Here is a 15,850-nt window from a genome sequence, read left to right on the forward strand (position 1 = left end):
TCACCCCGGCAGGCTCGCCACGTGAGCTTGCTGAACATTGTGGCTAATCAAGTCTGGTTTTGCTGACCTCGCTTGCCCAAACCGGCGTCGCGCAGCAGGCACCGGTTCTAACGGTACCCGCGAACTGATCGGGCCGGGAGGCTCGCTCGCAGCGTCGGTGAGCCGATGCCCCCGGCAGCCGGGCGAGGAGCCGTCGCCGACCGGTTCGTCAATACACCTCCGGCACGTGCTTCAGCGGCAGGTGGGGTTCGCGGTAGTCGCCGGGCTTCTGTCGTTTGGGCAGCGTGATTTTCGGCTGCTTGACGACCTCGTAGGGAATCGAGTTCAGGATGTGCCGGATGATGTTCAGGCGCACCCGCTTCTTGTCGTTCGAATTGGCGACGAACCACGGGGCCCACTCGGTGTCGGTTTCGCGCAACATGTCGTCGCGCGCGCGCGAGTAGTCGTACCAGCGCTTGTACGACTCGAGGTCCATCGGCGAGAGCTTCCACTGCTTGCGCGGGTCGGTAATCCGCTGTTCGAGGCGGCGCGTCTGCTCGTCCATGTCGACCTCGAGCCAGAACTTGAGCAGGATGATCTTGTTGTGCACCATCATCTTCTCGAACCAGGGAGCGATCCTGAGGAAGCCTTCAACCTGCTCTTCGGTCGCGAAGCCCATCACGCGTTCGACACCGGCTCGGTTGTACCAGCTGCGGTCGAAGATCACCACCTCGCCGGCAGCCGGGAAGTGGGGCAGGTAACGCTGGACGTACATCTGCGATTTTTCGCGGTCGGACGGAGCGGGCAGCGCGACGACACGGAAGACGCGCGGACTGACGCGCCCGGTGATCGCCTTGATCGTCCCGCCCTTGCCGGCCGCGTCACGACCTTCGAAGACGATGATCACCTTGAGCCCTTGCGCGATCACCCAGGACTGCAGGTGGACGATCTCGGCCTCGAGCTTCTCGAGTTCCTTGAGATAGTCGCGGCTGGACATCTTCTTCGGCGGCTTGGCCTCGACCTTGGCCGATGCCTCGGCGCTGCTCCCGGCTTCGCCCTCCTGGGGCTCCTCGACGGCGGTCGTTGCGAACGCCAGGTCGGGGTTGATGATCGCTTGCGCCTTTGCTTTCTTGCCTGCCTTGCCCTTCTTGGCCATGGTTCACTCCTTCATCAGATGTTACCGGTGCGCCGGCATTTCGCCCCGGCCGACGCGGGGGCTGGGTGCGCGTCTTCCCGCCGCGCTCGGCGGCAGATTCCCCGCGGTGAGCGTGCTTACTCGCCGCGGCTCGCGGTGGTCAATCGGTCGGCTTCGACGACCCAGCCGCCGCCGATCGCCTTGTACAGGTTGACCATCGCCTGGAACTGGATGCCCTGCGTCTGGGCGTATTGCAGCTGGGCGTTGAACAGGCTGCGCTCGGCGTCGAGCACTTCGATGAAGCTGGTGTAGCCGTTGTCGTAGCGCAGCCGTGCGGTCGCCGCGTACTCCTCGAGTGCGGTTACCTGGCGCTTCTGCGCGCGCAACTGCTCACGAGTCTGAGCCTGGTCGACGAGCGCGTCGTTGACCTCCCGGAAGCCCTGCTGGATCGCCTTCTGGTAGGCGAACAGCGCCTGCTGCTGGCCGGCTTCGGCGGCCTGGACCTGGCCGGCGATCGCCCCGCCGGTGAAGATCGGCATGGTGATCGGCGCGGCGTACTGCCAGACCTTCGACTGGCTGTCGAACAGGTTGCCCAGGCTCGTGCTGCTGAAGCCGAAAAGCCCGGTCAGCGAAATCGTCGGGAAATACTGCGCCTTGGCGGCGCCGATCAGCGCGTTGGCGGCGATCAGCTTCTGCTCCGCCTCGAGGATGTCCGGCCTCCGTTCGAGGAGATCCGACGGCAATCCTTGGGGGATTCCCGGGAGGATCAGCTCGTCGATCGTCTTGCCGCGCGGGATCGCTTCGGGATTGCGTCCGAGCAGCACCGACAGGCCGTTCTCCTGCTGGGCGATGGCCTTCTCCAGCGCCGGGATCGTCGCCAGCGCTTCCTCGTACTGCGACCGGTTCTGGCTCAGTTCGAGGAGCGAGATGATTCCGCCTTCGAAGCGCAGCTTGAAGATCTCGTACGATTCGCCGCGTGCCTTCGCCGTCGCCTGGGCGATTTCGAGCTGGCGGTCGAGGTCGCGCAGGTTGATGTACGCGCCGGAGACGCTGCCGACGAGGGTCAGGATCACTGCCCGGCGCGCCTCGTCGCTGCCCAGAAGTTGCGCGCGGGCGGCCTCGGTCTGCCGGCGAATCCGGCCCCAGAGGTCGATCTCCCAGCTCGCGTTGAGCACCGCCGTATAGCTGTTGTAGACCTTCGCAGCGCCGGCGCCGACGACCACCGCCGAGACGTCGCGCTGGCGGCTGGCATCGTAGCGGGCGCCGACCTGCGGGAAGAGATCCGAGCGCACGAAGCCGTAGCGCCCGGCGAACTCGTCGACCCGCGCGCTGGCGATCAGCAGGTCACGGTTCTCGCGCAAGGCGGTGCCGATCAGCTCGTTGAGCACCGGGTCGCCGAACTGCTCCCACCATGCGGTATTGGCGAGATCGCGAGCAGCCGGTTCGCTGAGCCGCCAGCCGGCCGGAGTGTCGACGGTCGGGCGCACGTAGTCCGGGCCGACCATGCAGCCACTGGCGAGCAGGGCGAGCAGGGCGATTGCGCTTGGCTTATGCATGGTCGTCTCCCTGCTTGCCGTCGCTCGATGCCTCGTCAGCCGCGTGCCTCTCTGAGACGTCGGTCCGGCCGCGGTGGCTGAGCCGCTCGACGACGTAGAAGGTCACCGGAATCAGGAAGATGGCCAAGCCGGTTGCGGCGAGCATGCCGCCGATGACGGCGCCACCCATCACCTGCCGGGAGATGGCGCCGGAACCGCTGGCGAGCGCCAATGGAACGCAGCCGAGGATGAAGGCGAACGAAGTCATCAGGATCGGCCGCAGGCGCAGCTGCGCCCCCTTGAGCGTCGCGTCCGCCAGGGACAGCTCGCCCTTTTCGTATTCCATCTTGGCGAATTCGACGATCAGGATGGCGTTCTTGGCGGCGAGGCCGATCAGCATCACCAGCCCGATCTGCGCGTAAACATTGAGTTCCTGCCCGCGCAAGAGCAGCGCCGCGAACGCGCCGGCGACGGCGATCGGAGTCCCGAGCAGCACCGAGAACGGCAGCGACCAGCTTTCGTACTGGGCGGCGAGGATCAGGAAGACGCAGAGCAGCGAGAAGGCGAAGATGGCGATCGGCGAGACGCCTTGAGCGGCTTTCTGCTCCTGGAAGGACATGCCCGAGTAGTCGAAGCCCATTTCACCGGGCATGGTCTCGTGGAAGACCTCTTCCAGCGCGCGCATGACCTGTGCCGAGCTGTAGCCGGGCGCTGCCGAGGCGTTGATCTGCGCGCTGCGATACAGGTTGAAGCGCATCGTGAACTCGGGCCCGGCGATGCTGCGGATCGACGTCAGCGCCGCCAGCGGGACCGGCTGGCCATCCTTGTTGCGGACATAGAACTGCCCGACATTGCCGATGTCGTTGCGGAACTCGCCCTCGGACTGGATGTAGACCTGCCACTGGCGGCCGAAGCGGTTGAAATAGTTGATGAAGCCGCTGCCGAGGAAGGACTGCAGTGTCTGGTAAACGTCCTTGATGTTGACCCCCTGCTTGAGCACCTTGTCGCGGTCGACGTCGATGAACAGCTGTGGCACCACCGGGCGGAATGTCGACGTCACGCTGGACAGTTCGGGACGCTTGCGCGCCGCTTCGAGGAACCTGGTCGTCTGTTCGGAGAGGAAAGCGATGTCCTTGCCGGCGCGGTCCTGCAGGATGAACGTGGCGCCGCCCGAGACACCGACCCCCTGGATGGCCGGTGGCGGAAAGGCGAAGCCGATGGCCCCGCTGATCCCGCCCAGCCGCTTCGAGAGTTCGGCCTTGATCGCCCCGTACTGTTCCTCCGGCTTCTTGCGCTTCGACCATTCCTCGAAGGTGATGAAGAAGAAGGCGCTATACGTGTTCTGCACCTGGCTCAGCATGCTGTAGCCGACGACCGTCGTCACGTACCTGACGCCCGGGACTTCCCTGATCAGGTCTTCGGCCTGGCGGGCGATCTCCGAGGTGCGTTGCAGCGACCCCGCATCCGGAAGCTGCACACCGGCGAAGACGTAGCCCTGGTCCTCGTCGGGCAGGAATCCGGCCGGCAGCGTCTTGCCGAACAGTCCGGCGAGGGCGGCGACGCCGACGAGGAAGATCAGGCTGAGGACGCTCTTGCGGATGGCCAGGCGGCAGACGCCGACATAACCGCCGGTGACCCGGCCGAAAACCTCGTTGAAGCGGTCGTAGAACTTCTGCAGGAGCCCGGTTCCCTTGACCTTGGGGCGGAGCAGGAGGGCGCACAGTGCCGGGCTCAGGGTCAGCGCATTGAACGCCGAGATGATCACGGAAATCGCGATGGTCACCGCGAACTGCTGGTAGAGCTGGCCGGTGATCCCGGGGATGAAGGCGGTCGGGACGAAGACGGCGGCAAGGATGATGGCGATGGCGATCACCGGGCCGGTCACCTCGCTCATCGCCTTGAGGGTCGCGTCCTTCGGCGACAGCCCGTGCTCGATGTGGTGCTCGACCGCCTCGACGACGACGATCGCGTCGTCGACGACGAGGCCGATCGCCAGGACCAGGCCGAACAACGACAGCGTGTTGATCGAGAAACCGAACAGCGGGAAGAGCATGAAGGTGCCGACCAGCGACACCGGCACGGCGAGCAGCGGGATCAGCGTCGCCCGCCAGCCCTGCAGGAAGATGAACACGACGATGATCACCAGCACCAGCGCCTCGAACAGCGTGTGCTCGATTTCCTTGATTCCCTCGGTGACCGAGAGGGTCGTGTCCAGTGCGATGACGTAGTCGAGGTCGGGCGGGAAGCCCTGCTTGATCTTCTCCATCAGCGCCTTGGCGCCGTTCGCGGCATCGAGGGCGTTGGCTCCGGGGATCTGGTAGAGGGCGATCAGTGCCGCCGGCTTGCCGTTCAGCCGCCCTTCCATGTTGTAGGTCTGGGCGCCGAGTTCGATCCGGGCGACGTCCGAAACGCGGACGATCGAGCCGTCCGGGTTGGCGCGCAGGACGACCTTTCCGAAGTCTTCCTCGGTGACCAGCCGGCCCTGCGCGCGCACCGCGTAGGTGAATTCCTGGCCGCGCGGCACCGGCTCGGCGCCGACCTGGCCCGCCGGGTTGACGGTGTTCTGGTTCTGGATGGCGTTGATGATCTCGGGAACCGTGATGTTCAGCTTGGCCAGCACGTCGGGCCGCACCCACAGGCGCATCGCGTATTGTCCGGCACCGAAGACGGTGACGCTGGCGATCCCCTTGACCCGCGTCATCTGGTCGTTGATGTTGATGTACGAGTAGTTGGCGAGAAAGATGTTGTCGTAGGTGCCGTTCGGCGAGTAGAGCGCGAACATGATCAGCGGCGACGAGGTCGACTTCTGGACCGTCACGCCGTAGTTGCGCACGTCCGAGGGCAGTTGTGACTCGGCCTGTCCCTCGCGCATCTGCGCGAGAAGCTGGTCGGTGTTGGCGTCGGTGCCCAGCGCGAAGTTGACGTACAGCGTCGATTGGCCGTTGTTGGCGTTGATCGAGTACATGTAGTCCATGTTATCGACGCCGGACATCTGCTGCTCGATCGGGGTGGCTACGGCCTGTTCGACAGTCAGGGCGTCGGCGCCGGTGTAGGTGCTGTTGACCTGGATCTGTGGCGGCACGATGTTCGGGAACTGCGCGATCGGCAGCCCGGACATCGCGACGAGGCCGACGATGGTCATCAGGATCGAGATGACCATGGCGACGATCGGCCGGTTGATGAAGAACCTGGACATGGCGGCCTATTCCTTCGCGGCGGGTGCGGCCGGTCCGGACGCGGGCTTGCCTGGGGTGCCCGCCGCCGGGGCAGCCAAGACGAACGGCTTCGTCTCGACGGTCATCCCCGGCCTGACTTTCTGCGTGCCCTCGGCGATCACCTTCTCGCCGGGCTTGAGGCCCTCGCTGATCAGCCAGTCGCTGCCGATCCGTTCTCCGGCAATGACCGTCCGGATGTCGACCTTGTTGTCGGGCCCGACGACGGCGACGAGATACTTGCCCTGCATTTCCGTCACTGCGCGCTGCGGGATGAGCAGCGCACCCCTGGCCACCGCCATCGTCGCACGCACCTTGCCGTACTGGCCCGGACGCAACAGGTTGTCGGGGTTCGGGAAAAGCGCCGCGATCTTGAACGTCCCGGTCATCGGATCGACCTGCCGGTTGAATACGGCGACCTTGCCCTGGTGTGGATAAACCGAGCCGTCGACAAGGATCAGTTCCAGCGGCACGTTGTCCGGCCTGTTGCCCGACACGGCCGCTTCGCCGGCCAGCTTGAGGTATTCGCGCTCGCTGAGGTTGAAGTACACCTTGATCGGGTCGACCGACGAGACTGTGGTCAGTTCGGTCGGCATGCTCGGACTGAGCAGGTCACCGATCTGCGCCTTGGCGATTCCAGCGATGCCGGTGATCGGAGAAGTGATCCTGGTGAAGCCGAGATTCAGCTTCGCCGTCTTGAGGTTTGCGTCGGCGGCCTCGAGTTCGGCCTTGGCCGACTGGTAGGCGCCGGTCGAATCGTCGAGGTCTTTCTGGCTGACCGCGTTCTTCGCCGCCAGCGGCTTGATCCGGGCCAGGTTGGCCGCGGTCGTCTCGAGCCGTGCGGCCTTTTGCGCACGCACTCCCTTGGCCTCGTCGAGCGCCGCCTCGAAGGTGCGCGGGTCGATCTCGAAGAGCAACTGACCCTTCTGGATCAGGTCACCCTCGCGGTAGTTCTGCTTGATCAGGTAGCCGGTCACCTGCGGACGGATCACCGCGTTGACGTTGCCGTCCATCGCGCCCACCCACTCCATGTAGATCGGCACGTCGCGCTGCGTCGCCTCGACGACCTCGACGACCGGTGTCGGCGGCGCCGCCGCCTTTTGCCGGTCGCAGGCAGCGGTCGATACGAGAGCGACAGCGGCCAGTACGACCGCTGTACGATGCAGGCTGCTTCGTGCAGCCAGGATTCGCGCGAACTTGGGGATCATGACGGGCTCCTGCTAGAGCTGGGGTCGGCGCAGGCTTCTGCGCAGCTTCTACCGGCTGCCTGCGCCAGCACGGACGTCGGAGACGACCCGCTTGCGCTGCGCCCGACGAAATGGACGTGCGGCACCGGCTCAGCCAACGGCTGTCCAGAGAAAAATGCGCGGATTATCGGTCAAAGCGATCGGTCGGTCCAGCGGCGAGACGCATCGCCGGCAGCCCGCCCGGTTCCGCGGCAGGCTGCCGGCCGGGGCTTCGCGGCAGGGGCCGATCACTTCTGGATGCGGGTGATCTTGTTGCCCTGGATGCCGAGGCCGGCCATCGCGCCGTGCTGGTCGAAGATGAACGCGTAGATCTGGTCCTGCATCGTCGTCGTAGTCACCGACCTGGCAAAACCCTCGTCGGCGACGACCACCGAAGGTCCGACACCGACTTCGAATCCGTCGCTGGCGTCGAGATAGCGCAGCGTTTCCTCGCTGAGGAAGAACAGCGCGTAGCCGTAATGCTGGGCGCCGGCCTGGAGGCCGAACGACGCGCCCGCGGTGTTGTAATAAGCGACGGCCTTGCCCGACCGGAAGAGAACACCTTCGCCGAACTGGCCACCGACGACGAGTCCGGCCTTGGTGATCGACGGGAAGACGAGGATCGCCACGGCCTGCTTCTGCAGCGCGCGGGCGCCGGGGGTCTTCGCGTAGAGACGCTGCAGTGCGGACTGGGCATCACGGCGAAGTTCCGCTGCACTGGCTGCCGAAGCGGCCTGCGGCAGTAGGCCAGCGGTGATCACGATGAGCGCAGCGACGGTGGCGAGGATGTGCCTGCGAAATTGACGGACGGCGACGGTCATCGGTATTCCTCCTGGAAAAGGGCATGTCACGGCTGTTCGCGCAAGCCTCGAATCGGCATTGTACGTCACCCGACACCGCGCCTCAGGGGATTCAGCGCTCCCCGCCGAAGCGGTCAGTCGTCCTTCAGCACTTGTCCGGCTCGTTCTGTTCGTCGCCAGAGACCGAGCAGCATCAATCCGGCACCGAGCAGGGCGAGCGTTTTCGGGACCGGAACCGGCCGTCCGTCACACACCGATGCGGGGTCGCGCAGGCAGACGTTGTCCAGGCGAGAGTCGTCGTTCGCGCTCTCGTCGCCCGTCTTCCAGTCGGCGTTGATCCAGATCCCGTCGACGTCGGCAAGGACGGTGCGGATGTACGTGTCCGAGGCACGGCCGAGGAAGGTGGTCAGCCAGCCTGCCGACGAGTCGAGCGCAAAGTCGTAGTGCGTGAAACCAGTCGTGTTCGGTGCCGTGGTCGGGATGAAGATCATGTCGCCACTTCGCGCCAGGATGGCGATGTTCGGGTACGGCATTCCCGGGTCGTTGGCGGCGTCACTCAGATCGTAGCTGATCGATCCGCCGAAGAATGCACTCCTGTTCCCGCCGTACGCGGGCGACGAGCGGAACGTGGTCCATGGGAAGACGTCGTAGGTCTGGATGAGTTGGCGGGCCGGGTCGTAATTGACCGGGCTGGCGACTGCCGGATCAATCGCAAACCACAGGCCCGTGCGCGTGATGCTGCCGGTGGTCCAGCCCTCGCCTCCGGTGTCGAAACGCGATTCGATCACCGCTGCAGAGGCCCCGGACATGGCGACGATCAGGCAGGCGCCGGGAAGCAACGCGCGAGCGGTCTGGTTCATGTGGTGGCTCCTTTCGCTCAAGGGTGCGCCTCGATAAGGCGCGAAGGCGAAGCCGGCCGGCTCGACCGACTGACGTCGACCGCGACATCACCGACCCGCGGACACCGCAGATGCGCACCCGTTTTCGGAAATGTAGAATGTTTTCATACGCCTGACAAGCGGGCCGTGAAGTGCCACCGGACGCGGTTCGCGGGCTGAGCCGATTGACGGCAGCCGCCGGCTTCGCGATACTCAGGCGTCCTGGCTGATTTAATGGTCGATTCGCGTTTTTGACGGGTTTCTCCACTGCAGCTTGCCGGCGGGTTGCCTGCCGTGATCCTGCAAGGCAGATGCTCATCGCTTCAGGAAGGCTGGAATGCGTGTTCTGCTCGTCGAGGACGATCCGATGATCGGCAAGGCCGTTCAGCAGGGTCTGCGCCAGGACGGTTACGCGGTCGACTGGCTGAGCGATGGCGACGCGGCCGGGACGGCTCTGGCGACGACTCCCTACGACCTGCTGCTGCTCGACATCGGCCTGCCGGGAAGATCGGGGCTCGATCTGCTCGCCGGCCTGCGCCGGTCGTCGAGTCGCCTGCCGGTTCTGCTGATCACCGCCCGCGACGCGGTCGCCGACCGGATCAGGGGGCTCGACGGCGGGGCCGACGACTACGTCGTCAAACCCTTCGACCTCGACGAACTCTCCGCGCGCATCCGCGCCGTGCTCAGGCGCCACTCCGGGCGCGCCGGCGGCGAGATCGTCGTCGGCGACCTGTGCATGAACCCGGCCACCCACGAGCTGACGCAGGACGGCCGGCCCGTCGCGCTGTCGGCGCGCGAGTTCGCCCTGTTGCGCGTGCTGCTCGAGAATCCCGGGAAGCCGCTCTCCCGTGCCAGGCTCGAGGAGAGTCTCTATGGGTGGGGAGAGGAGATCGAGAGCAACGCCGTCGAGGTGCATATCCATTCGCTGCGCCGCAAGCTGGGCGCCGAACGAATCCGCAACATCCGCGGCGTCGGTTATCTCGTCCCGGGCAGTCGATGAGATCGATCCGCCACCAGCTGCTGTTCGCCCTCCTCACGGCGATCACGCTGACCCTTCTGCTCGGCGGGCTGGTCACTTATCGTACGGCGCGCGACGAAGCCAACGAGATGTCCGACTATCACTTGCGGCAGCTCGCGCTGTCGCTGCGCGACCAGGCGATGAGCCAAATGCCGCGCAGGGAGTTCGGGATCGACGAGGACGTGCAGCATTTCTCGGTACAGATCTGGAGTCCCGATGGAACGCGGATCTACTTCTCTCATCCGCGTCAGGAACTGCCGCGCCAGGCCCCGATCGGTTTCGCGACGATCGACACCGGGCGCGGAAAATGGCGCGTCTTCGGGCTGCAGCAGGGGGGGCAGCTGATCCAGGTCGCGCAGCCGATGCAGCTTCGCGACCAGCTGGCGTTGGCCGCAGCCTGGCGGACCGTCGCGCCGTTCCTGATGATGTTGCCGGTACTCGGGGTGATGATCTGGATCATCGTCGGCCGTGGGTTGCGGCCACTCGCGTCGGTCACGCGGGCGGTCACCGCGCGCAGCGCGCTGGCGCTCGATCCTCTGCCGGAGACCGGAACTCCGCACGAGGTCAGGCCGCTGGTCCGCGCGCTCAACGACCTGCTTGCCCGGCTGCAGCGAGCGCTCGACGCGCAGCGGGAGTTCATCGCCGACGCGGCGCACGAGCTGCGCACGCCGCTCGCCGCGCTGACGCTGCAGGTGCAACTGGCCGAGCGTGCCGGCGACGAGGCGTCGCGGGCCGAGGGTTTCAGCGAACTGCGCGGTGGACTCGAACGCGTCACGCACTCGGTCGAGCAGCTCCTGACGCTGGCTCGCCAGGAGCCCGGCGGAGCCGATCTGCCGTTCGCTCCGGTCGACCTCGCCGAACTTGCCGGCGAGGTGATCAGCGAGTACCAGCAGCTGGCCGAGTCGCGCAGGATCGACCTCGGTGCGATTCCCGGCGCTGGGCAGACCGTCGTAGACGGTGATCGGGAAGCGCTGCGCGTCCTGCTCGGCAATCTGATCGGCAACGCCGTGCGCTACACGCCTCGCGGAGGACGCGTCGACGTCGCAACGGGCTCAGCGGCCGGCGGCCCGTTCGTCGAGGTCTGCGACTCGGGACCCGGGATTCCGGCCGAGGAACGCGAGCGCGTCTTCGACCGCTTCTATCGCCGTGCGCATGGGGAGACGACGGGCAGCGGTCTCGGCCTGGCAATCGTCAGGACGGTCGCCCGGCGTCATCGGGCAGAGGTCGTCCTCGGCGATTCGCCGCTCGGCGGGTTGCGGGTGCGAGTCGACTTCGCCGCCGGGCCCGGGTCTTAAGCATTTCTTAAGTCGACGTCCCCTATCCTTGGCGAATGGCCGGTGGGGTGCTTCCCGCTGGCGAATCGAACAGGAGATACCCATGCCAGGAACCACCCTCAAACGCAGTCTGCTTGCCGTTGCCCTGTTCACCGCCCTCGGTGCCGGCTACGCCAAGTACGGCGGCCAGCTTCCTGGCCCCGGCGAGGCGATCGCCGCGCCGCCGGCCAGTGCCGTGGCAGCGCCGGCGGCAACGGTACGGACCGTGGCACTGCCCGACTTCGCGGCGATCGTCGAGCACGCCGGGCCAGCCGTGGTCAACATCAGCGTTAGCGGAACCCGCAAGACGGCCGCGCGGATCGACGCGCCTGACCCGATGTTCGAGCTGTTCCGCCGTTTCGGCGTGCCGATGCCCCAGGAACGCGGACCGGTGCACGGCCTGGGCTCGGGCTTCATCGTCAGTTCCGACGGACTGATCCTGACCAACGCCCACGTCGTCGCCGAGGCCGACGAGGTCACCGTCAAGCTGACCGACAAGCGCGAGTTCAAGGCCGGCGTCGTCGGCATCGACCAGCTGACCGACGTTGCCGTGCTGCGCATCGACGCCCGCAATCTGCCGACCGTACGCCTCGGCGATCCGGCGCAGTCGCGGGTCGGCGACTGGGTCGTGGCGATCGGCTCACCGTTCGGTTTCGAGAACACGGTCACCGCCGGGATCATTTCGGCGAAATCGCGTTCGCTGGCCAGCGACAGCTACGTGCCGTTCATCCAGACCGACGTGGCGATCAATCCGGGCAACTCGGGCGGCCCGCTGCTCAACCTGGCCGGCGAGGTGATCGCCATCAATTCACAGATCTACAGCCGTAGCGGCGGTTACCAAGGGTTGGCCTTCGCCATCCCGATCGACGTCGTCATGAACATCCAGGAGCAACTGGTCAGGTACGGCAAGGTCAGTCACGGTCGCCTCGGCGTGACGATCCAGGAGGTGTCACAGTCGCTCGCCGAGTCTTTCGGCCTGAAGAGCACGGCCGGGGCCTTGATCAGCTCGGTCGAACCGGGTAGCCCGGCGGCTGCGGCCGGCCTCGAAGCCGGAGACATCATCCTGCGCGTCAATGGTACGGCGATCGACCGCTCGAGCGAACTGCCGCCGCTGATTGCCGCGACCAGGCCGGGGACGAGGGTCGCGCTCGGCGTCTGGCGCAAGGGTGCGAGCCGGGAGATCGCCGTCGCGGTTGGCGAGATTCCGACGGCCAAGATCGCTTCGGGCCGGAGCAGCGAGGCGGACGGGTCTCGTCTCGGCCTTGCGCTGCGGCCGCTGACCCCGGACGAGAAGCGCCAGGCCGGCAACGCGGAAGGGCTCGTCGTCGAGAACGTCAGCGGGCCAGCGGCACGCGCGGGGATTCGTCCCGGCGACATCGTGTTGTCGCTCAACGGGCAGTCGGTTCGCGATGTGCCACAACTGCGCAGTCTGCTCGAGCGGGCCGGCAAGACCGTCGCGCTGCTCATCGAGCGCGACAACGCGAAACTCTTCGTGCCGGTCGAACTCGGCTGATCATCGATCTGCTGCTCCGGTCGGCGAGCGGCTCGGCGTCGGCCGCTGGCCGGGCGCTGCCGCCGCCTGCACCTGGAGCACCGGCTGTGCGGACCACGGCCACGCAATCGGCGCGATCCTTGCCCGTACCAGTGGAGGGTTGCCGATGATCGACGCACTCTTCGATCTTCTTGGCACGTTCTATCGGAACGGTGACCTCGTCCTCGCGGAATGCCTGGCGCGCAGCATTCTCGCGGCGATTCCCGACGACCCCGTCTCGTTGCAACTGCTCGGGCTGGTTTACTACCGGACGCGTCGTCGGCGCCAGGCGGTCGAAGCCTTTGCCGCCGCCGACCTCGACGACCGGCTCTTCGGGCAGACCGTCGGTACCCCGGCGGGCGGCCTGCCGCAAGCCTCGTCGCAGTGTCTGGCGGCAGCCAGCACGCGCGGCTCGCCGCTGGCGGTCGCCTGGTACGACCTCGGACTGGTCCTCTTCCGTGAGCGCCGCTACACGCAGGCGCTCGCTTCGCTCCGCGCGGCGCTGGCCGCAGAGCCAGAGTGGAGCCGGGCACGCCGGGCGATCGCGCGCATCGAGCGTTTTTCGCGCAAGAGCCGTTCGCAGCAGCCTGCCGAGCGTCGGACGGTTGCGCCACGGTCGGCTGCGAGTTCAGGTGAGGTCTGAACGGGCGCGCTCCTCCCGGTTGCTTCGGTGGTCAGGCGCGTGTTTCAGGTACTGCCGCCAGCGTCCTCCTCGGCGCGCAGTCGGCTGCGCATCCGGTGGATGCCGAGGACCGACGCGCCAGCGATCAGCGGAATCGAGACCGCCGTGGTCAGTTCCGGTGATAGCCAGGGCAGGATCGTGCTCGCGCCCTTGGCAAGGTAGTGAACGAGCTGAGAGGCGTAGTAGGTGATGGCCACGACCGACAGTCCTTCGACGGTCTCCTGGAGGCGGAGCTGGAGTCGGGCACGGCGGTTCATCTGCGCGAGCTGCTCCTGATTCTGGCGCTCGAGCTCGACCTCGACGCGGGTCCTGAGCAGCTGACCGGTTCGCGCGAGGCGGCCGGAAAGCTCTTCCTGGCGGGCAGCCATGGCGATGCAGGTCTGCATCGCGGGTAGCAGACGGCGCTGCATGATCTCGTGGAAGGTCGGGCAGCCGGTCACGCGCTGCTCACGCAACTCGCCGATACGTTGCATGACCAGAGCGTGGTAGGCGCGCGCGGCGCCGAAGCGAAAGGTCGTCCGGGCGATCGAGTGTTCGACCTTTGCCGCCAGCCGGGTCAGCTCGGCGAGCACCTCGCGTTCGTCCGTCGGCGATTGTGCCTGGCCGATGCGGTCGACGAGTTCGGCCAGCTGCTCCTCGGCATGCCCGAGCCAGCCGCCGATTTCCCGGGCCACGGGCAGTGCGAGCAGCGCGAGCAGCCGGTAAGTTTCGATGTCGAGCAGCCGCTGAACGGTGCGTGCGGCCTGTCGCGGCGTCAGCGAGTCGTCGATGATCAGGAAATCCGAGAACGTGTCGTCAACGGTGAAATCGGTGAACACCCAGGCGGCGCGGTCGGCCACCCGGGCGCCGACCATCTGCCGGCCGGTCGGCGAGAGACCGGCGGTCACCGATTCGGGCGAGATCCGTTGGCTGGCCAGAAGCTTCACCCGCGTGGCGACGATCAGTTCGCCAGGCACGCCGGACAGCCAGGCGGGGAGCAGAGTCTGCGGCTTGTCCTGGCCGGTACAGGCGGCGACGTCGGCGGCGAGCGCGCGAAAGAGGGTGTAGCTCGAGAACTCGGTGTGCTTTTCCCAGCACAGGCGGCAGTCCGGGGACTCGACGATCAGGTGCGTTTCGGATTGCGCGATCACCTGCCCCGATCCGGCCTCGGCGAGTTTGCGCAACCTCTGCCGTTCGGCGGCGGCAGCACCGGCTTCCTGGATCAACGCAAAGTGGCTGACGACGACCGGGCTGCTCAGCGGCATCGCCGGCCGCGCGTGGAATTCCTCGTTCAGCCGATCGCGCAGCGGGTGCGTGCGAAGGTCCGGGAGCGGGGTTGCGCTGATCACGGGGACTGGAGCAAAAAAGGCCGCGACAGCCTTGCTCGGTGTCGCGGCTCGATGATGCGGGTCAGCGGACGGTCTGTTTGAGCTCGCCGCTGCTGTAACGTGCGGCCATCTTGTCGAGCGGAATCACCTTGATCCTGCTCGCCTGGCCGGCCGCGCCGAAGGACTCGTAGCGCGCCTTGCAGATCAACTTGGCGGCCTCGCGGGCTGGTTTGAGGTAATCCCGCGGATCGAACTTCGACGGATTCTCGGCGAAGTAACGGCGGATCGCCCCGGTCATCGCCAGGCGAATGTCGGTGTCGATATTCACCTTGCGCACGCCGTGCTTGATGCCGGTGACGATTTCTTCGACTGGTACGCCATAGGTCTCCTTCATGTCACCGCCGAACTGGCGGATTTCTTCGAGCAGTTCCTGCGGAACCGACGACGAGCCGTGCATGACCAGGTGACAGTTGGGAATTCGCTGGTGGATTTCCTTGATTCGGTCGATCGCCAGGATGTCTCCGGTCGGCTTCTTGGTGAACTTGTAGGCGCCGTGCGAGGTGCCAATGGCGATCGCCAGCGCGTCGCACTGGGTCTTGCCGACGAAATCGGCGGCCTGCTCGACGTCGGTCAGCAACTGTTCGCGGGTCATCGTCCCTTCCGCACCATGTCCGTCTTCCTTGTCGCCGCGCATCGTCTCGAGCGAGCCGAGCACGCCCAGTTCGCCTTCGACCGAGACGCCGATCGCGTGTGCGAACTCGACGACCTTGCTGGTCACCTCGACGTTGTATTCATAAGTGGCCACCGACTTGCCGTCGGCCATCAGCGAGCCGTCCATCATCACCGAAGAGAAGCCGGAACGGATCGCGGCCATGCACACCGCCGGCGACTGGCCGTGGTCCTGGTGCATGACGATCGGGATCTGCGGGTAGGCTTCGAGAGCGGCGAGAATCTGATGGCGCAGGAAGGGTTCGCCCGCATACTTGCGAGCACCCGCCGAGGCCTGCATGATCACCGGCGCGTCGACTTCGGCGGCGGCTTCCATGATCGCCCAGACCTGCTCCATGTTGTTGACGTTGAACGCAGGCAGACCGTAGCCGTTCTCGGCAGCGTGGTCCAGCAATTGACGCATCGATACGATTGGCATGATTGTGATCTCCAGTAATGACCCGGTTGCCCGGGCACAGAAACCGGCTGGTGCCGGCTCCGACGAAAAACCGCTACGCGGTCACGA

Annotated in this window: 12 protein-coding genes; 4 read left to right on the top strand and 8 right to left on the bottom strand. The window is 66.2% G+C overall.

Translation table 11 applies throughout. From position 1 onward, the window contains the following. Nucleotides 1-208: 208 nt before the first annotated feature. From ppk2 to NFW05_RS00030, 6 genes are all read right to left on the bottom strand, one after another. A complete protein-coding gene (gene ppk2, locus NFW05_RS00005; protein WP_295301717.1) occupies nt 209-976 on the bottom strand; it encodes a polyphosphate kinase 2 in 768 nt (255 codons plus the stop codon). A 275-nt stretch (nt 977-1,251) separates the two neighbouring features. Continuing rightward, a complete protein-coding gene (locus tag NFW05_RS00010) occupies nt 1,252-2,670 on the bottom strand; it encodes an efflux transporter outer membrane subunit (protein WP_295301618.1) in 1,419 nt (472 codons plus the stop codon). Further along, entirely contained in the window at nt 2,663-5,845 is a 3,183-nt protein-coding gene (locus NFW05_RS00015) for a multidrug efflux RND transporter permease subunit (protein WP_295301620.1), read from the bottom strand. The genes NFW05_RS00010 and NFW05_RS00015 overlap by 8 nt, the downstream gene beginning before the upstream one ends. A 6-nt stretch (nt 5,846-5,851) precedes the next feature. Next, on the bottom strand, nt 5,852-7,069 hold the full coding sequence (locus tag NFW05_RS00020) for an efflux RND transporter periplasmic adaptor subunit (RefSeq protein ID WP_295301623.1): 1,218 nt from the start codon (nt 7,067-7,069) through the stop codon (nt 5,852-5,854). Nucleotides 7,070-7,335: 266 nt separating this feature from the next. Beyond that, complete coding sequence (locus tag NFW05_RS00025; RefSeq protein ID WP_295301625.1) at nt 7,336-7,908, bottom strand: lipid-binding SYLF domain-containing protein; 573 nt, start codon at nt 7,906-7,908, stop codon at nt 7,336-7,338. Nucleotides 7,909-8,021: 113 nt separating this feature from the next. Beyond that, a complete protein-coding gene (locus NFW05_RS00030; protein ID WP_295301627.1) occupies nt 8,022-8,747 on the bottom strand; it encodes a hypothetical protein in 726 nt (241 codons plus the stop codon). A 355-nt stretch (nt 8,748-9,102) separates the two neighbouring features. On the opposite strand from NFW05_RS00030, the gene NFW05_RS00035 reads away from it, so the two are divergent. The 4 genes from NFW05_RS00035 (at nt 9,103) to NFW05_RS00050 (ending at nt 13,270) form a co-directional block, all read left to right on the top strand. Next, on the top strand, nt 9,103-9,765 hold the full coding sequence (locus NFW05_RS00035; RefSeq protein WP_295301629.1) for a response regulator transcription factor: 663 nt from the start codon (nt 9,103-9,105) through the stop codon (nt 9,763-9,765). Further along, the gene (locus NFW05_RS00040) at nt 9,762-11,078 is read left to right on the top strand and encodes an ATP-binding protein (protein ID WP_295301632.1); all 1,317 of its coding nucleotides are present in this window, start codon (nt 9,762-9,764) and stop codon (nt 11,076-11,078) included. Before NFW05_RS00035 ends, NFW05_RS00040 begins: the two co-directional genes overlap by 4 nt. Nucleotides 11,079-11,160: 82 nt before the next feature. Beyond that, entirely contained in the window at nt 11,161-12,609 is a 1,449-nt protein-coding gene (locus tag NFW05_RS00045) for a DegQ family serine endoprotease (RefSeq protein ID WP_295301637.1), read from the top strand. A 145-nt stretch (nt 12,610-12,754) separates the two neighbouring features. After that, a complete protein-coding gene (locus NFW05_RS00050; protein WP_295301640.1) occupies nt 12,755-13,270 on the top strand; it encodes a tetratricopeptide repeat protein in 516 nt (171 codons plus the stop codon). Between the two features lie 44 nt (nt 13,271-13,314). Here the strand turns inward: NFW05_RS00050 and NFW05_RS00055 are convergent, their stop codons facing one another. Continuing rightward, on the bottom strand, nt 13,315-14,637 hold the full coding sequence (locus NFW05_RS00055; RefSeq protein WP_295301643.1) for a DUF3422 family protein: 1,323 nt from the start codon (nt 14,635-14,637) through the stop codon (nt 13,315-13,317). 61 nt (nt 14,638-14,698) lie between these two features. Then, complete coding sequence (gene fba, locus NFW05_RS00060) at nt 14,699-15,763, bottom strand: class II fructose-bisphosphate aldolase (RefSeq protein WP_295301646.1); 1,065 nt, start codon at nt 15,761-15,763, stop codon at nt 14,699-14,701. Between the last annotated feature and the right edge of the window lie 87 nt (nt 15,764-15,850).

It is taken from the genome of Accumulibacter sp. (assembly GCF_023806625.1).
Taxonomy (GTDB): Bacteria; Pseudomonadota; Gammaproteobacteria; order Burkholderiales; family Rhodocyclaceae; genus Accumulibacter.